The organism is Microbacterium sp. UNCCL10 (assembly GCF_000746195.1).
GTDB classification, from domain to species: domain Bacteria; phylum Actinomycetota; class Actinomycetes; order Actinomycetales; family Microbacteriaceae; genus Microbacterium; species Microbacterium saccharophilum.
The window spans coordinates 1,440,154-1,457,156 of sequence record NZ_JQKT01000007.1 but is presented as its reverse complement, the minus strand read 5'-3'; the positions used below and the strand labels follow the sequence as shown (position 1 = coordinate 1,457,156).

Genomic DNA, 17,003 nt, shown 5'->3' with positions numbered 1-17,003 from the left:
GGAGAGCAGGATGGCGAACACGATCGTCGGACTGGAGATCACCGAGGAAGGGGTTCGGGCTGCCGAGGTGACCGTCGGTAAGTCGCCGATGCTCGTCGCGTACGGCGCGGTGCCGCTTCCACCCGAGGCCGCGGGCGACTCCGAGGTGAACGACCCCGACGCTGTCGCGCTTGCTCTCCGCCAGCTGTGGTCGCGCGCCGGTATCAAGGGCAAGCACGTCGTACTGGGTCTCGCGAGCCGCCGCATCCTCGTCCGTGAGTACACGACGGCCGCGATGCGACCCGACCTGCTCCGGCAGGCGCTGCCCTTCCAGGTGCAGGACCTGCTGCCGGTCCCGGCGGAACAGGCGGTGCTCGACTTCTACCCCGTCTTGGAAGACGCCGGGCAGGTGACAGGGCTCCTCGTCGCGGCCGTCGCGGAGAGCGTCGAGCAGGTGGTCGGCACGATCGGCAAGGCGAAGATCAAGGTCGATGTCGTGGACCTGGCGCCGTTCGGTCTCGCGCGCGCCGCCCGTCGAGTGGCGGCGCCGGGTGAGACCGTCGCCGCCCTCCACCTCGGCGACCACACGAGCTATGTCGTCGTTCTCGAGGGAGGAGTGCCGCGGTTCGTCCGCATCATCCCGATCGACATCACGACCAACGCGGTGCATGTGCGCGAACTCTTCCAGCTCGGGGAGATGGCCGACGCCGCGGCACCGATCCTCGAGGAGGCACTGGAGACCGTGCCACCGACGGCGGGCGCGCGGAGATCCCGCGCGGCGGCGCGCGCCGCGGGCGTGCGGCCCACAAGCGGCATGTCTTCCTCGGCGATCGACGATCTGGTGACGAGGCTCGCCAGCACGCTCCGCTTCTACACCGACCGCGCCGTGGACCAGCAGCCCATCACCCGCGTCCTCCTCACCGGTGCCGGTGCGACGGTTCCGGGGGTATCCGACGCCCTGGCGGCGAGCATCCCGATGCCGGTCGAGTTCCTGAGCGCGTCCCAGCTCCTGCGCAGCAAGGTGCCGATCGAGAGCTCGGATGACGACCTCAACCTCGTCACCACGATCGGTCTCGCGCTGGGGGAGGGTCGCTGATGGCGCTCGCACATCCCGCAGTCAGCGGACTCGGCGGTATGCCGCGCGTCAACCTCATGCCTCGAGCCGAGATCGATCGCCGGGAACGGGGAATCCTGGTTCGACGGTGGCTTCGCGGGGTCGTCGCGGCGCTCGCGGTCGTCGCGCTCCTGGCCGGGGGCGCGTTCTGGTTGCAGGCGACGGCTGCCGTGCGCCTCGCGCTGGAGAACGCCCGCACCAATGATCTCCTCTCGCAGGTCGCTGCGCTCGCGCCCGTCCGCGCGAAGCTCGATCTCGTTTCGGAACTCGAGGGATTCCGCACCCAGGCGATGGGCGCAGACCTGGAATGGTCACGGCTGACCAGCCTTGCCGAGACGGCGCTCCCCGACGGAGTCACACTCACGGGGTTCACGCTGACGGCCGGACTCCTTCCCGTGGGAGAGGACCCGGCAGCCGAGATCGGCGCATCCGGCGACCTGACGCTCGAGAGCGACTCGCCGCTGGAGACGGGAGCCTTCATCCGCTCCATCCGCGGTCTCGACGGCGTGCTTTCGGCCGACGGGCGCGAGGTCACGGCGGAGACGGGCGTCTACACCTACCTGATCCGGATCGACTACGACCAGACCGCCTACACGGGCGACTTCGCGGCGGAGGTATCGGAGTGAACCCCAACAAGCAGTTCATCAACCTGCTCGGGATCGTCGTGATCGCGGCGATCCTGGTCGCCGGCGTTGCTCTGATCGCCCTCCCGATGTGGTCCCAGTCCCAGACGACGGATGCCAGCACGCGGACGGTCGCGCAGACCAACGCCGTTTATGAGGTGCAGGTGGCGCAGCTGACCGCCGCGCAGGATGGTGAGGCCGACCTCGACCGGCAGCTCGCCGAGCTTCGCGCCGACATCCCCGCCATCACGAAGTCCGACGACGTCTTCGACATCGTCAACGGGGCCGCGACCGACCTCGATCTGACGATCCAGACGATCACGGTCGCCGATGCGGAGGACTGGACTCCTCGAGCTGCCGCGGTGGAGGCTCCGACCGAAGTCCCGGCCGCCGGTGCACAGAGCACGGGGGGTGACGAGGAGACGGATTCCGCCGCGACGACCGATCCCGCCGCTGCACCCACCCCGACGGAGCCGACGGCGACGCCGCAGCGTCAGGCGACAGTGAACATCGAGGTCGCGGTTCCGGACGCGAAGACCGCGACCGCGTTCATCGACGCGCTGGGCAGGGGCCCTCGTCTTGTCTCTCCGCTGAACGCCGCGTTCGACGACGGCACCCTCACACTCACCGTGCTCACCTTCTTCCGGACCGAGGACTGACATGACGACCATCAACAGTGACCTCGCGGGCATGCTCGCCATTGCGGCCCGCGCGTCGGCATCCGATGTCCACTTGACCGCCGGTCACCCACCCCTCATGCGCGTCGACGGGGATCTCGAGCCGATCCTCGACTACCCCGACCCGACGACGGCGAGCTGGCTCGAGACCGCGCTCGGCGACATGCTCTCCGGCGAGCAGATCGTCGAGTTCCGGCAGCGCGGCGAAGTCGACCTCTCGTTCTCCGTGCCGGGCGTCGCGCGGTTCCGCGTCAACGTGTTCCGCCAGCTCGGTCAGGTCGCCGTCGCGATGCGCTTCATCGCCGACAAAGCGAAGAGCCTGGACGAGCTCGGCGTGCCCGCCATCGCGCACGACCTCGCCATGAAGCCGCGCGGTCTCGTCCTCGTGACAGGCCCCACCGGTTCCGGCAAGTCGACGACCCTCAGCGCCATGATCGATGCGGTCAACCGCACACTCCCGGCGCACATCGTGACGGTGGAAGACCCCGTCGAGTTCCGCCACACGAGCCGGCGGTCGCTCATCCACCAGCGCGAGATCGGCAGCGACACGGCATCCTTCGCGGAAGCCCTTCGTCGCGTGCTCCGTCAGGATCCCGACATCATCCTCATCGGTGAGCTCCGCGACCCGGAGTCGATCGCGACGGCCCTCACCGCCGCCGAGACCGGCCACCTCGTGCTGTCCACGCTGCACACGCAGAGCGCCGCGAAGTCGATCAACCGCATCGTCGACGCCTTCCCGCCGGCGCAGCAGCCGCAGGTGCGCACGCAGCTCGGCGACACGCTGCAGGGCATCATCACGCAGACGCTGCTGCCCATGGCGCAGAGCGCCGGTCGCGCGATCGCGACCGAGGTGCTCATCAACACGTCCGCCATCGCCAACCTCATCCGCGAGGGCGAGGTGAGCCAGATCTACTCGATGATCCAGGCCGGCGGCGGCCTCGGCATGCACACGCTCGATCAGGACCTCAAGCGGCTCGTCGAAGACGGGACGGTGTCGCTGGCCGCCGCCAAGCTGGCGGCGTACGACCCGAAGAGCCTGGATGACGTCCGCGTCCGACCCCGCGACCTCGACATCGAGTCGTGGTCGATGCACGGATCGCGCACCGAGAGCTGGACACGCTGATGCCTCTCATCGAGGAGTACACGTATCGCGCGATCGACGCCAAGGGCGGCGGCGTCGTCAAGGGTTCGATCGAGGCGGCGAGCGAGTCGGCGGTCGCGAACAAGCTCCGCGCGCAGGGGCTCACACCGCTCGAGGTCGCCCTCACATCCAAGACGGGCCTCAACCGCGAGATCACCATCCCGGGTCTCGAGAAGACCGTCAAGGCGGAGGTGCTCGCGGTCTTCGCGAAGCAGATGGCCGGGCTCATCAACGCCGGGCTGCCGCTCATGCGGACACTGTCGATCCTCATCGAGCAGGCAGAGGACAAGAAGCTGCAGCAGGCGCTGCTGCAGGTGCACGCCGCAGTGGAGTCCGGATCCGCGCTGTCCGTCGCGCTCGGCAAGCATCCGCTGGTGTTTCCGCCGCTGTTCGTCAGCATGGTGCGAGTCGGTGAGACGGGTGGCTTCCTCGGCGCGTCGCTCACGAGCGTCGCGGAGACCTATAAGGGCGAGGCGGAGCTCCACAACAAGATCAAGTCGGCGACGACCTACCCAGTGATCGTGCTGTGCATCGCGATTCTGGGGGTCATCGCGATGGTGACGTTCATCGTCCCGATCTTCGCCGGGATGTTCACCGGTATGGGGTCTGAGTTGCCGCTGCCAACGCAGATCCTCGTAACTCTGTCGAACAACATGATCTGGCTCCTGCCGCTTCTCATCGTTCTCGGGATCGGCGGGTCGTTCTGGTGGATGCGGAACAAGAACAGTGACCGCGTCCGCCGCGTCATCGATCCGATCAAGCTGAAGCTCCCCGTGTTCGGTCCGCTCACGACGAAGATCGCGGTCGCTCGCTTCAGCCGCGGGCTGTCGATGATGCTGCACGCCGGTGTGCCGCTCGTGCAGGCGCTCGGGATCGTGGGGGAGGCGTCGAACAACTACGCCATCGAGAAGGCCGTGCGCGAAGTGCAGGAGTCGGTCAAGCAGGGCCGGTCGTTCTCTGCGCCGCTCGCGAAGGCGGAGATCTTCCCGCCGATGGTCGCGCAGATGGCATCCGTCGGCGAGGAGTCGGGCACGCTCCCGGACATGCTTTCGAGCATCGCCGACTTCTACGAGGACGAAGTGGAGACCGCCACCGAGCAGCTCACCGCCTCGATCGAGCCCATCCTGATCGTCGGGATCGGCATCCTCATCGGCGGCATGGTCGTTTCGCTCTACATGCCGATCTTCGGAATCTACGGCGAGATCGGGAACCAGTAGGCAGCGTTCGGGCGTGCGGGGCGGGGGACGGGGGAGGTCCGGCGCCCCGCTTCATTTTCTGCACAGTCCGCGTTGTTCCGGTACTCTCCACAGCTAGAACAGATCTTCGAGGAATGTCGGTGGTGGCGGGTAGTTTCAGAGCATGACTTCTCCGATGGATGCCCTGCTCGAGGCGGTGACGGCGGCCCGCGAGGTGTGGCCGGTGGGCCGTCTGGAGGGTGTCGAGGGGGCGCGGTTGATCGCGGTGAATGATGCGTTGGGGGTGGCGCGGCGGTTGTTGGAGGCGGCGTGGACGCAGGTCGCGGCGGAGATCGCCCGGCAGTCCCGGCCCGAGCTCGGGGCCGACAGTCTCGCGAAGGCGAACGGGTTCCGCACCGCGACGGCGCTGCTCGCGTCCACGCTGGGCACGACGAACGGGGAGGCGTCGCGGCTGGTGCAGGTCGGGGATGCGACGGCCCCGCGGCTGCTGCTCAGCGGGGGAGAGGCCCCGGCGAAGCATCCGCATGTCGGTGCGGCGCTGGCGGCCGGGTCGATCGGGGCCCTCGCGGCGTCGGCGATCGTGTCGATGCTGGATCGGGTCGCCCTCCGCGCCACCTCGGATGGCCTGGAGGCGGCGGAGCGGACGCTCGTGGAGCAGGCTCCTGGGCTCACTCTGGATCAGCTGTCGAAGCTCATCATCCGCGCGGAGGCGCACCTGGATCCGGACGGTGTGCAGCCTCGCGAGGAGGAGTTGCGTGCGCAGCGGTTCCTGCGGGTGCAGGAGGATCGGTCTGGGATGCTGCACCTGACCGGTGCGTTCGATCCGGAGCACGGCGCGGCGATCATGGTCGCGATCGACGCGATCGTGGGCGCCGAGCTCGGCGCGCAGCGCGACGCGGATGCCTCGAGCGATGTGGATGCCCCGCGGCGGAGCGTGGCGATGATGCGCGCTGATGCGCTGGTGAAGATCTGCGAGCACCTGCTCGGCTGCGACCGGCGGGACACCCCGCTGCGCGGGGCGACGGTCGTGGTGCGGATGACCCTGGATGATCTCCGCTCCGGGACCGGGCACGCCACCATCGACGGGCTCGCCGCCCCGGTGTCGATCTCGACGGCCCGGCGGATGGCGGCGGATGCCGGGATCATCCCGGTCGTGCTCGGCGGGGACAGCGAGATCCTGGACTGGGGCCGGCAGCGGCGCCTGTTCACCCGGGCGCAGAAGCTCGCCCTCACCGAACGCGACGGCGGCTGTGCGATGTGCGGGGTTCCACCCGGGCATACCAAGGTGCACCACATCCGGTGGTGGGCGAGAGACCGCGGCCCGACCGACCTGGCCAACGGGGTGCTGCTCTGCGAGAGCTGTCACCACCGCATCCACGACAACGGCTGGGACATCCGCATCGACGGCAAGGGTGTCGACGCGCGGGTGTGGTTCATCCCACCCGCGCACATCGACCCACAGCAGACCCCCCGCCTCGGCGGACGCCGACGCTACGACTACCTCGCCGCCTGAGCCGTCTCCCGCCGCGTCGTGACGCGGGCGTCGGGGCGACCTCAGATCGACACGCGCAGCACTTCCTCGATGGTGGTGATCCCCTCGAGGACCTTGCTGAAGCCGTCCTCCCGCAGCGCGACCATGCCCTCCTCAAGCGCCGCCTGACGCAGCTCGGTGCCGGTGGCATGAGCGACGATCAGCTGCTCGAGCCGCTCGCTCACCTCCATCACCTCGTGCAGGGCCACGCGGCCGCGGTAGCCGGTGCCGGAGCAGTCCGAGCATCCGACGGCGCGATACAGCACGGGCGGGTCGAGCGGATTGTGCGGGAACTTCACCGACGTCAGCACTTCGCGCGACTCGGTGTACGACTCGCGGCACCGCACGCACAGGCGGCGCGCGAGACGCTGCGCGACAACGGCAGACAGCGCCGTGCCGACGAGGAACGGCTCGCAACCGATCTCCGTCAGACGCGTCAGTGCGCTGGGGGCGTCGTTCGTGTGCAGCGTCGACAGCACGAGGTGACCGGTCAGCGCCGCCTCGATAGAGATGGTCGCCGTCTCCTGATCGCGGATCTCGCCGACGAGCACGACGTCGGGGTCGGAGCGCAGAATCGAGCGCAGCGCCGCCTGGAAGGTCATCCCGGCGCGCGGGTTCACCTGCACCTGGTTGATGCCGGCCATCCGGTACTCGACCGGGTCCTCGACGGTGATGACGTTGATCCGCGGATTCGCGACCGTGTTGAGCGCCGTGTACAGCGTCGTCGACTTGCCCGACCCGGTCGGGCCGGTCACGAGCACCATGCCGTGCGGGCGCGTGATCGCGCCGCGGAACCGCTGCTCATTGCGCATCGAGAAGCGGAGGTCTCCCATCGTCAGCGACTGCGCCGAGCTGTCCAGGATGCGCATGACGATCTTCTCGCCCCACACCGTCGGCAGCGTCGCCAGACGCAGGTCGATCTGCCGGCCGTCGTGATGCACCGACAGGCGGCCGTCCTGCGGCTTCCGCCGCTCCGCGATGTCGACGGCGGCCATGATCTTCAGGCGCGACAGCACGCCGTCCTGAATGGCGCGGTCGGCGCGCTGCATCTCGTGCAGCACGCCGTCGATGCGATATCGCACCGTGAGCTGTCGCTCGCCGGGCTCGATGTGGATGTCGCTCGCGCGGTCGTTGATGGCCTGCGCGATGAGAAGGTTCACGAAGCGCACGACCGGTGCGTCGTCGACGCCCTCCTCGATCGACTCCGTCGCCGCCGCGCCCGAGTCGGCCGCGGCGATCTCGCCGATCTGCTCCGACAGGTCGATGAGCTCCTCGTCCGACCGCAGGAATCGGCCGAACATGGCCTCCAGGGCATCGGCGGCGACCACGACCGGCCGGATGTTCAGCTCGGTCGCCGTCGCGACGTCGTCGATCGCGATGAGATCGGTGGGATCCAGCATCCCGATCGTGAGACTGCGGCGTCCGCGCTCGACGGGGATGAGGTGGTAGCGGCGGCAGAGCGAGGCGGGCACGGTGGCGATCGTCTCGGCGCTGAGGCCGGCAGAACCGAGGTCGACGAACGCATACCCGGTCTGCTCGGCGATGCCTTCCGCGATCTGCGTCTCGGTCACGAGGCGCGCCGCGACCAGCTGCTGGCGCAGCTCGGGTCCGTCGCCGAACTGCGCGACGGCATCCCACATGTCCTCGGCGCGAATGATCCCAGAGCGCACGAGGGTTTCGGCGAGTCCCTTCACCGTTTCCCCTTCCCCTGGGGTTATCCTATGCGGCTGGTGGCACGGATGTGAACACTGAGATTCGTGTGACTTCCGTGACGGATGAGAAAGACGCGCGACCCCGCCCGCCTCTGTCAACCCCCGCCGCTCGATCCACACGGCTCGATAGCCTGGCGCGATGAACCTGCAGCGCATCACGGCCTGGGTCCTCTCCAAGAAGATCGTCCGCGCCTACCTGCGCTACAGCGAGCACCGGGGGCCGATGCTCGCCGACAGCGTCACCTACCGCACCCTCTTCAGTGTCTTCGCCGGGGTGCTCCTCGGCTTCTCGATCGCCGGACTCTGGCTCGCCGGCAACCCCGACGCCATGGACGCGATCGTCGAGGCGGTCGACAACGTCATCCCCGGCCTCGTCGGCGAGGACGGGCTCATCGACCCCGCCGAGGTGAGCGCCCCGCTCAGCCTGTCCTTCGCCGGGGTCCTCTCGGCCATCGGCCTCATCGGCGCCGCGATCGGCGCCATCGGGTCGCTGCGCACCGCGATGCGCATCATCGCCGACAAGCTCACGGAGGACACCCTCTTCATCTGGGTCCTGCTGCGGAACCTCGTCCTCGCCATCGGCATCGGCGCCGCCCTCGGCGCCTCGGCCGGCGTCACGTTCGTCGGCGCCGCCGGCCTCGGGCTCATCGGCGATCTCCTCGGCCTCTCCGAGGACAATCCGCTCATCGTCTTCGGCGGGCGGGCGTTCACGATCGCCGTCACCTTCCTGCTGGATGCCGTTGCCATCGCCGTGCTCTTCCGCTTCCTCTCCGGCGTCAAGGCCCGCGCCCGCACGGTCATCGCCGGCTCGCTGCTCGGCGCCGTGGGGCTCACCGTCCTCCAGCAGCTCTCCGGCCTCTTCGTCGGCGGCGCCGGCTCGAACCCGTTGCTCGCATCGTTCGCGTCGCTCATCGCGCTGCTGCTGTGGTTCAACCTCTCGGCGCAGGTGATCCTCATCGCGACGTCCTACATCGTCACGGGCGTCGAAGAGGATGCCGACCGCGTCCGCGCCCGCTACGGCGCGAAGACATTCCTGCAGCGGCGCGTCCGCAAGGCCGAGGATGCCGTGCAGCTCGCGACCGACGAACTGCGCTCGGCGCGCACCGCCGAGGCGGAGGAACGCCGCAAGGCCGAGGCCGCGTCGAAGTGACATCACAGTGATGTAAACATCTCGGATATTCACGCTGGGAACGGTCACAGTTCCCAGCCGCAGTGTGTACCGTCGTACCGTGCCTGAGAACCCGAATTCCCCCGCCACCCACCCCCTCGGAGCGACGCACCCGCTCGCCCTTGCTCCGGTCACCGGACCTGCCAGCTCCGTCGACGGCTTCGTCCGACAGTTCCTGCGGAACCTCAACTATGAGCGCGGCGTCCCGCTGTCCGCCTCCAGTGTCAACGACAAGTACTTCGCGCTCGCGATGACGGTGCGCGACTACCTCATGGCGCGCTGGCTCGAAGACCTCCGCCGGCAGCGAGAGACGAAGGTCAAGAGCGTCTGCTACCTCTCCGCCGAGTACCTCCTCGGCCGCCAGCTCGACAACAACCTCCTGGCCTCCGGTCTCGGCGAGATCGCCACCGAGGCGATGGCGCAGTGCGGCATCGACATCGACGAGATGCGCGCGCAGGAGGTCGAGCCGGGTCTCGGCAACGGCGGTCTCGGCCGCCTCGCCGCCTGCTTCATCGACTCGCTCGCCACCATGAGCGTCCCGAACATCGGCTACGGCATCCGCTACGAGTACGGCATCTTCCGGCAGACCTTCGTCGACGGCCAGCAGGTGGAGCAGCCCGACGCCTGGCTCACCCTCGGCTCGCCGTGGGAGTTCCCGCACCCCGAGGGTGCCCGCAAGGTGGCCTTCGGCGGCCACACCGAGACGTACGACGACGGCGGCGTCACCCGCTCGCGCTGGGTGCCGGGCTGGCACGTCCAGGCCGTCCCCTACAACTACATGGTCCCCGGCTACCTCAACGGCCGCGTCAACACGCTGCGCCTGTGGAGCGCCGTCGCCACGGACGCGTTCGACCTGCGCATCTTCAACTCCGGCGACTACGAAGAGGCCGTCCGCGCGCAGACGTTCGCGGAGAACATCTCCAAGGTGCTCTACCCGGAGGACTCCACGCCCCAGGGCAAGGAGCTGCGCCTCCAGCAGCAGTACTTCTTCGTCGCGGCCTCCATCAGCGACTTCCTCGCCACGACGCTCGGCGACGACGACATCGCGACGCTGCCCGACCGCGTCATCTTCCAGCTCAACGATACGCATCCCGTCATCGCCGTCCCCGAGCTCATGCGCGTGCTGGTCGACGAGCGCGACCTCGAGTGGGATGCCGCGTGGGAGATCACGAAGCAGTGCTTTGCGTACACCTGCCACACGCTGCTGCCCGAGGCCCTGGAAGTCTGGTCGGTCGACCTGCTCGGCCGCCTCCTGCCGCGCCACCTCGAGATCATCTACCGCATCAACGACGACTTCCTCGACGAGGTGCGCGAGCGCTTCGGCGACGACGAGATGCGCATCCGCAACATGTCGATCATCTCCGAGTTCCCGGAGCGCTCCGTGCGGATGGCGTACCTCGCGACGGTCGCCGGCTCCAAGGTGAACGGCGTCGCCGAGCTGCACTCCCAGCTGCTGCGCGACAAGGTCCTGCCCGACTTCAACGAGTTCTTCCCGGGCAAGTTCACCAATGTCACCAACGGCATCACCCCGCGCCGCTTCGTGCGCCTCGCGAACCCCGGCCTGTCCGAGCTCATCACCGAGGCCATCGGCACCGGCTGGCTCACCGACCTCGAGCGCCTCCGTGAGCTCGAGTCCTACGCCGAGAACCCCGACTTCCGTGCCGCGTTCGGCGAGGTCAAGGCCGCGAACAAGCGCCGCCTCAACGAGGTGCTCTTCGAGCGGGACGGCTTCGAGGTCAGCGACGGGCACATGCTCGACGTCATGGTCAAGCGCCTGCACGAGTACAAGCGCCAGATGCTCAAGGTGCTGCACATCGTCACGCAGTACGAGAGCATCACGTCGGGCCGCGTCGCGGCATCCGACATCCAGCCCCGCACCTTCATCTTCGGCGCGAAGGCGGCGCCCGGCTACGCGATGGCCAAGCGCATCATCCACCTCGTCAACGCGGTGGGCTCGGTCGTCAACGCCGATCCGCGCGTCGAAGGGCGACTGAAGGTCCTCTTCCCGCCGAACTACAACGTCACGCTCGCCGAGCGCGTCATCCCCGCCGCCGACCTGTCCGAGCAGATCTCGCTCGCCGGCAAGGAGGCCTCCGGCACCGGCAACATGAAGTTCGCCCTCAACGGCGCGCTCACGATCGGCACGGACGACGGCGCCAACGTCGAGATCCGCGAGCTCGTCGGGGACGACAACTTCTTCCTGTTCGGGATGAGCGAGCCGCAGGTCGAGGACCTGTGGGCGGCGGGCTACAAGCCGGCCGACTTCTACCAGGCCGACGACAACCTCCGCCGCGCCATGGACCTCATCGCCTCGGGCGCGTTCTCCGACGGCGACAAGTCGGTCTTCGAGCCGATCGTGTCGAACCTGCTCTACGACGACCGCTTCATGGTGCTCGCCGACTACTCGTCGTACATCGACGCGCAGGCGCGGGTGGATGCCGCCTACGCCGACACCGACGCGTGGACCCGGTCCGCGATCCTCAACGTCGCGCGCTGCGGGTTCTTCTCGTCCGACCGCTCGATGCGCGACTACATCGACCGCATCTGGCACACGCCCCCGATGCTCTGATCGCGCGCCGCTGCGGCGGCGCCCCGCTCAACGGGCAGCGCGCTCAGCGGGCGTAGCGCTGGGCGAACGTGCGGAGGATCTCGCCGGTGTGCGTCACCGGCATCCTCCGCACGGCCGCGAGCGTGTCCTCCAGCTCGTGGTCGGCGAAGTACCCGTGATCGGCGTACGCATGGATGCGGGTCGTGATGCCGTCGACGTCGAGCTCGGGGTGGAACTGCGTCGCGTAGACGTTCTGACCCACCCGGAACATCTGCACGGGGCAGCCGGGGGAGGTCGCGAGGAGCGTCGCCGACGGCGGGAGGACGCGGATCGCCTCCTTGTGGCCGACGAACGCCGTGAACGTGTCGGGCAGCGCCGCCAGCAGCGGGTCGCCGCGCCCCGCATCGGTGCGGGTCACCTCGATGACCGAGATGGGTTCCCGGTAGGTGCGGTCGATGACCGCCCCCTGGTGCGCCCCGACGGTGCCGACGCCGTAGCAGGCGCCCAGGAACGGGAAGTCGCGGGCGACGACCTCATCCAGGAGCGCGGCGAACTCCGCCTCCACCCGCCGCTGCACGGCGGACTTGCTCGCCGCCGGATCGGACGCGTTGAACGGTCCGCCGCCGACGAAGATGCCGGAGAGCGCATCGAGGTCGACCTCGGGCAGCGGCCCCGCCTCCATCCGCACCCGGACGAGGTCGCGCTCGTCGAGACCGGTGTAGCGCAGGAAGAGCCCGTACTCCTCGTCCGCCGGGACGTCCTCGGACCGCGTTGCGAGGAGGAGGAAGGGCTTCACCCGCAGAAGTCTAGGCGGGCGCGGCGGCCTCCTCCGCCGCGGCGACCGTGGCCCCGTCGCCTTGCACGGTGCGGATGTGCGCCGTGATCGCCGCGAGCGTCTCCGCGACGGCGGGATTTCGCGGACCCTCGTCCCGCGCGACCGCCCAGTACGCCAGCGGATGCGAGAACGTCTCGGTCAGCACCGGGACGAGCCGCGCATCGGCGTCGCCCAGGAAGTCGGGGAGGATGCCGATGCCCGCCCCGGCCGCCGTCGCCGCGACGTGCGCGAACACGCTCGTCGACCGGATCGACGGGGGAGAGGCCGGCAGCTCCTGGATCGCGCGGTCGAGCTCGTCGACCTGCAGCGACGACTCGACGTAGTAGACGAGGGGATGCGCGGCGAGATCGGCGACGGATACCGGCTCCCCGTGCGCGGTCAGGTACTCCGGCGTCGCGTACAGCCGCAGGTCGTAGGAGCACAGCGGCGTCGCGTACGCCCGCAGCACCTGCGGGCGGCCGACGACGATCTCGAGGTCGACGCCCGACCGGTTCTGCTGCGCGCGCCGCGTCGCGGCGAGCAGTTCGACGGCGAGCCGTGGATGCCGTTCGCGCAGCGCCGTCATGGCCGGGACGAGGAAGACCGAGGTGAAGGCCTCCGGCGCCGCGATCCGCACCATCCCGTGCACGGCGTCGCCGTCCTCGTCGGCGACGAGTTCGCGCAGCGACCCCTCGATGTGCTGCGCGATCGCGACCGCGCGGCGGCCGAGGTCGGTGACCTCCCACCCGCCCGTCGTCCGCACGAGCACGCGGCCGCCCATCGCGTGCTCCAGCGCGGCGATGCGCCGCGACACCGTCGAGTGGTTGACGCCGAGCACCTCGGCGGCCGCCGTGTACCGGCCGAGGCGCGCGACGGCGAGGAACGTCATGAGGGCGTCGAGCGGCGGCTCGGGGGCAGCGGCGGGCATGGCCCGAGTGTGCACCCGCGCACAGCCGGGGTGCAAGATTGCCACCACCGTGTGCGTTGATCCGCATCGCAGGCCTGCTTAGCCTGGGGATGCGGCGCGGTCGAGGACGACCCGCCAGTGACCTTCGACGCTGCAGGGAGCACACACATGTCCACGATCGCCTGGATCGGACTCGGCCACATGGGAGCGCCCATGACCGCCCACCTCGTCGCCGCCGGACACACCGTCCGCGGGGTCGACGTCAACCCCGCCGCAGCCGAGGCCGCCGCCGCCCGCGGCGTGCAGGTCGTCGGCTCGATCCGCGAGGCGCTGGACGGCGCCGACGCGTGCTTCACGTCGCTGCCCAAGCCCGAGCACGTGCGCCTCGTATACGGCGGGGAGGACGGGATCCTCGCGCACGCGGCGCCCGGGACGCTGCTCCTGGACACCTCCACCGTCGACGTCGACACGTCGCGCTGGTGCCACGACGAAGCCGCCGCGCGCGGGCTGTCCTTCGTCGACGCCCCGATCTCCGGCGGCACGGCGGGCGCCGAGGCGCACACCCTCACCTTCATGCTCGGCGGACGTCCGGACGACGTCGCCCGCGCCGCCGACCTCGTCGCCCCCATGGCCGGCAACGTCATCCGCTGCGGTGAGGCCGGCGCCGGCATCGCGGCGAAGCTCGTCAACAACATGATGCTGTTCATCTCCGTCATGGCGATGTCGGAGGGCTCGCAGCTCGCCGAGCAGCTGGGCCTGGACGCCAAGGTCTTCTGGGATGTCGCGAGCGTGTCCTCCGGCTCGTCCTGGGCCATGCGCACCTGGTACCCGGTGCCCGGCGTCGTCGAGAAGGCGGCCGCCAACAACAACTTCGAGCCGACGTTCTCCGTCGACCTCGCCCGCAAGGACTGCGGCCTCGCGGTGCAGGCGGGGGAGGCCACCGGGGTCCACCTGCCCGCCGCCGAGCTCGCACTCGCCCAGCTCGACGAGCTCATCGCGGAGGGCCTCGGCGGCAAGGACTGCACCCTCGTCGCCAAGCTCGCCTCGCCCGACGGCACGCTGCGCGGCTACGACCCCTCCCGCGACGCGGCGCCTGCCGCATCCGCCCCCACATCCGTCCCCGCATCCGCCTGAGCCCTGGAGGATTCCATGAGCACCACGATCGACACCACCGCACTCACCGCCATCCCGCACGTCGTCGGCGGCCGCCGCGTCACGGCCGACGACCGGGTCGGCCCGGTCTTCAACCCCGCCACCGGCCGTCAGACCGGCGAGGTCGCGCTCGCGTCGGCCGACTTCGTGCACGAGGCGGCCCGCACCGCGCAGGCCGCGCAGCGCGGCTGGCGCGACACGGGTCTCGGCAAGCGGCAGCAGGTCATGTTCCGGCTCCGCGAGATCATCTCCTCCCGCGCCGAGGAGCTCGCCCGCATCATCACGGCCGAGCACGGCAAGACCGTCGACGATGCGCTCGGCGAGGTCGCCCGGGGCCTGGAGAACGTGGAGTTCTGCACGAGCCTCATGCACCACCTGAAGGGCGACTACTCCGAGCAGGTCGCCTCCGGCGTCGACGTGCACCAGGTGCGTCAGCCCGTCGGCGTCGTCGCGTGCATCACGCCGTTCAACTTCCCCGCCATGGTGCCGCTGTGGATGGTCACGACGGCGATCGCCGCCGGCAACGCCGTCATCCTGAAGCCCTCCGAGCGCGACCCTTCGGCGGCGGTCTGGCTCGCCGAGGCGTTCGCCGAGGCGGGGCTGCCGGACGGCATCCTCAACATCGTCCACGGCGACAAGGTGGCCGTCGACGCGATCCTCGACGACCCGATCATCCGCGCGGTCTCGTTCGTCGGGTCGACGCCCATCGCGAAGTACATCTATGCGCGCGCCGCCGAGAACGGCAAGCGCGTGCAGGCCCTCGGCGGTGCGAAGAACCACATGATCGTGATGCCCGACGCCGACCTCGACGCCGCCGCCGACGCCGCCGTGTCCGCCGGCTACGGGTCGGCGGGGGAGCGCTGCATGGCCGTGTCCGTCGTCGTGGCGGTCGGCGACGTCGCCGACGAGTTCATCGCGAAGGTGTCCGAGCGCGTCGGGAAGCTCAAGGTGGGCGACGGCGCCGACCCCGCGAGCGAGATGGGACCCCTCATCACGCGCGACGCGCTCGAGCGGGTCACCGGCTTCGTCGCCGGCGCCGAGGGGGAGGGCGCGCGCGTCGTCGTCGACGGCCGGGACCTCCCCGTGGACGGCGACGGGTTCTTCATCGGGCCGTCGCTCGTCGACGGCGTGCAGCCCGGCATGCGCGTCTACGACGAGGAGATCTTCGGTCCCGTCCTCTCCGTCGTCCGCGTCGCGAGCTACGACGAGGCCGTCGACCTCATCAACGCCAACCGGTACGCCAACGGCACCGCCGTGTTCACCCGCGACGGAAAGACCGCCCGGCAGTTCGAGTACGACATCGAGGTCGGCATGGTGGGCATCAACGTGCCGATTCCGGTGCCGATCGGGGCGTTCTCCTTCGGCGGCTGGAAGGACTCGCTGTTCGGCGACACGCACATGTACGGGCCGGAGGCGTTCAACTTCTACACCCGCCGGAAGGTCGTCACGACACGCTGGCCGGAGCCCAGCGAGAGCCAGATCAGTCTCGGGTTCCCCACGCACTAGGCTGGCCGCAGGAGGTCACGATGGCTATCGCACGACTGCAGGGAGGCCCGCTCGACGGGCAGGTCATTCCGATCGATGACGAGACGCAGGATCGCCTGATCCTGCCGTACAGCGAGACCCAGGTCGTCTACACGCGCGACGGGGCGCCGGAGAACACCGGCGAGCACGACGGGCCCACGCAGGCCACGTTCCGCTTCCTCGAGGCGCAGGACGACATCGACCCCGAGCGCGACGAGGCCGACCGGGACGACCGGGGGCTGTGACCGGCGCGACCGAGCCGACGCGCTCGCTCGAGATCGAGCGCAAGTACGACGTCGACGCCGGCACGCCGCTGCCGGACTGGCGCGCCCTGCCGGGCGTCGCCCGCGTCGGCGAGGCCGAACCGCGCGCGCTCGACGCGCGCTACCTCGACACCGCCGACGGCGCGCTCGCCCGTGCGGCGACGGCGCTCCGCCGCCGCACCGGCGGTCCCGACGCCGGCTGGCACATCAAGCAGTCCACGCCGGAGGGCAAGCACGAGACCCACTGGCCGCTCGGCGACGCCGACGCCGACGACAGCGCGGACGAGCCTGTCGTCCCGGCCGAGATCGTCGCGGCTCTGGCAGGCATCGCCGCGCCGCCGTTCCTCGCGCTCGCCCGCATCCGCAACGCCCGCACCGCGTACGCGCTGCGGGACGCGGACGGGGGCCTCGTCGCGGAGTTCGTCGACGATCGCGTCGAGGCGACCGACGTCCGCCGCGGCGTCACGGCCTCCTGGCGCGAATGGGAGCTCGAGCTCGGTCCCGCCGCACCGGCCGACGCTGCCGCTCGCGCCGCGCTGTTCGCCGCCGCCGACGAGCTCGTCGTTCAGGCGGGCGGCCGCGTCGCGGCATCCGATTCGAAGCTCGCGCGGATCCTCGGCGGCACGCCGCCCACCGCCCCGTAACCCTGGCCCG

General features: G+C 69.9%; 15 protein-coding genes. 12 read left to right on the top strand and 3 right to left on the bottom strand.

The features are described 5' to 3' along the window. Positions 1-10 precede the first annotated feature (10 nt). The 6 genes from pilM to BR85_RS07165 all read left to right on the top strand — a co-directional run bounded on the left by pilM (position 11) and on the right by BR85_RS07165 (position 6,243). The gene (gene pilM / locus BR85_RS14880) at positions 11-1,075 is read left to right on the top strand and encodes a pilus assembly protein PilM (RefSeq protein ID WP_051526190.1); all 1,065 of its coding nucleotides are present in this window, start codon (positions 11-13) and stop codon (positions 1,073-1,075) included. Beyond that, the gene (locus BR85_RS07185; RefSeq protein WP_028495924.1) at positions 1,075-1,719 is read left to right on the top strand and encodes a hypothetical protein; all 645 of its coding nucleotides are present in this window, start codon (positions 1,075-1,077) and stop codon (positions 1,717-1,719) included. Before pilM ends, BR85_RS07185 begins: the two co-directional genes overlap by 1 nt. Beyond that, complete coding sequence (locus tag BR85_RS07180; protein WP_028495923.1) at positions 1,716-2,375, top strand: hypothetical protein; 660 nt, start codon at positions 1,716-1,718, stop codon at positions 2,373-2,375. The genes BR85_RS07185 and BR85_RS07180 overlap by 4 nt, the downstream gene beginning before the upstream one ends. Position 2,376: 1 nt before the next feature. Beyond that, complete coding sequence (locus tag BR85_RS07175) at positions 2,377-3,516, top strand: type IV pilus twitching motility protein PilT (protein ID WP_081782682.1); 1,140 nt, start codon at positions 2,377-2,379, stop codon at positions 3,514-3,516. After that, positions 3,474-4,751 (top strand): type II secretion system F family protein, encoded by a 1,278-nt coding sequence (locus tag BR85_RS07170; RefSeq protein ID WP_331280843.1) that lies wholly within the window; start codon positions 3,474-3,476, stop codon positions 4,749-4,751. The genes BR85_RS07175 and BR85_RS07170 overlap by 43 nt, the downstream gene beginning before the upstream one ends. A 142-nt stretch (positions 4,752-4,893) precedes the next feature. After that, entirely contained in the window at positions 4,894-6,243 is a 1,350-nt protein-coding gene (locus BR85_RS07165) for an HNH endonuclease signature motif containing protein (RefSeq protein ID WP_231478588.1), read from the top strand. A gap of 41 nt (positions 6,244-6,284) precedes the next feature. Here the strand turns inward: BR85_RS07165 and BR85_RS07160 are convergent, their stop codons facing one another. Continuing rightward, positions 6,285-7,955: a GspE/PulE family protein gene (locus tag BR85_RS07160; protein ID WP_028495920.1), complete on the bottom strand. Its 1,671-nt coding sequence runs from the start codon at positions 7,953-7,955 to the stop codon at positions 6,285-6,287. Between the two features lie 157 nt (positions 7,956-8,112). On the opposite strand from BR85_RS07160, the gene BR85_RS07155 reads away from it, so the two are divergent. Further along, positions 8,113-9,123 carry a YihY/virulence factor BrkB family protein gene (locus tag BR85_RS07155; RefSeq protein WP_028495919.1) on the top strand — a complete coding sequence of 337 codons (1,011 nt, stop codon included), beginning with the start codon at positions 8,113-8,115 and terminating at the stop codon, positions 9,121-9,123. A 79-nt stretch (positions 9,124-9,202) separates the two neighbouring features. Further along, positions 9,203-11,710 carry a glycogen/starch/alpha-glucan phosphorylase gene (locus BR85_RS07150; RefSeq protein WP_231478587.1) on the top strand — a complete coding sequence of 836 codons (2,508 nt, stop codon included), beginning with the start codon at positions 9,203-9,205 and terminating at the stop codon, positions 11,708-11,710. Between the two features lie 43 nt (positions 11,711-11,753). On the opposite strand, the gene BR85_RS07145 is transcribed toward BR85_RS07150, so the two are convergent. Together BR85_RS07145 and BR85_RS07140 are read right to left on the bottom strand one after the other, a co-directional pair. Next, positions 11,754-12,485, bottom strand: coding sequence for a glutamine amidotransferase (locus tag BR85_RS07145; RefSeq protein WP_028495917.1), 732 nt, complete (start codon positions 12,483-12,485; stop codon positions 11,754-11,756). A gap of 10 nt (positions 12,486-12,495) precedes the next feature. Further along, on the bottom strand, positions 12,496-13,431 hold the full coding sequence (locus BR85_RS07140) for a LysR family transcriptional regulator (protein WP_028495916.1): 936 nt from the start codon (positions 13,429-13,431) through the stop codon (positions 12,496-12,498). Between the two features lie 147 nt (positions 13,432-13,578). Between BR85_RS07140 and BR85_RS07135 the strand changes: the two genes are divergently transcribed. From BR85_RS07135 to BR85_RS07120, 4 genes are read left to right on the top strand one after another with little or no spacing between them, the layout of a single operon-like run. Then, entirely contained in the window at positions 13,579-14,544 is a 966-nt protein-coding gene (locus BR85_RS07135) for an NAD(P)-dependent oxidoreductase (RefSeq protein ID WP_028495915.1), read from the top strand. Positions 14,545-14,559: 15 nt separating this feature from the next. After that, positions 14,560-16,068, top strand: a complete 1,509-nt coding sequence (locus BR85_RS07130) for a CoA-acylating methylmalonate-semialdehyde dehydrogenase (RefSeq protein ID WP_028495914.1) — start codon at positions 14,560-14,562, stop codon at positions 16,066-16,068. 20 nt (positions 16,069-16,088) lie between these two features. Then, positions 16,089-16,331, top strand: a complete 243-nt coding sequence (locus BR85_RS07125; protein ID WP_028495913.1) for a hypothetical protein — start codon at positions 16,089-16,091, stop codon at positions 16,329-16,331. Further along, on the top strand, positions 16,328-16,993 hold the full coding sequence (locus tag BR85_RS07120; protein WP_028495912.1) for a CYTH domain-containing protein: 666 nt from the start codon (positions 16,328-16,330) through the stop codon (positions 16,991-16,993). The genes BR85_RS07125 and BR85_RS07120 overlap by 4 nt, the downstream gene beginning before the upstream one ends. The last annotated feature ends 10 nt before the right edge of the window (positions 16,994-17,003 follow it).

Bases quoted from the DNA above. Each gene is read 5' to 3' on its own strand.
- pilM (WP_051526190.1), top strand. From the start codon at position 11: ATGGCGAACACGATCGTCGGACTGGAGATCACCGAGGAAGGGGTTCGG.
- BR85_RS07185 (WP_028495924.1), top strand. From the start codon at position 1,075: ATGGCGCTCGCACATCCCGCAGTCAGCGGACTCGGCGGTATGCCGCGC.
- BR85_RS07175 (WP_081782682.1), top strand. From the start codon at position 2,377: ATGACGACCATCAACAGTGACCTCGCGGGCATGCTCGCCATTGCGGCC.
- BR85_RS07165 (WP_231478588.1), top strand. From the start codon at position 4,894: ATGACTTCTCCGATGGATGCCCTGCTCGAGGCGGTGACGGCGGCCCGC.
- BR85_RS07155 (WP_028495919.1), top strand. From the start codon at position 8,113: ATGAACCTGCAGCGCATCACGGCCTGGGTCCTCTCCAAGAAGATCGTC.
- BR85_RS07140 (WP_028495916.1), bottom strand. From the start codon at position 13,431: ATGCCCGCCGCTGCCCCCGAGCCGCCGCTCGACGCCCTCATGACGTTC.
- BR85_RS07135 (WP_028495915.1), top strand. From the start codon at position 13,579: ATGTCCACGATCGCCTGGATCGGACTCGGCCACATGGGAGCGCCCATG.
- BR85_RS07130 (WP_028495914.1), top strand. From the start codon at position 14,560: ATGAGCACCACGATCGACACCACCGCACTCACCGCCATCCCGCACGTC.
- BR85_RS07125 (WP_028495913.1), top strand. From the start codon at position 16,089: ATGGCTATCGCACGACTGCAGGGAGGCCCGCTCGACGGGCAGGTCATT.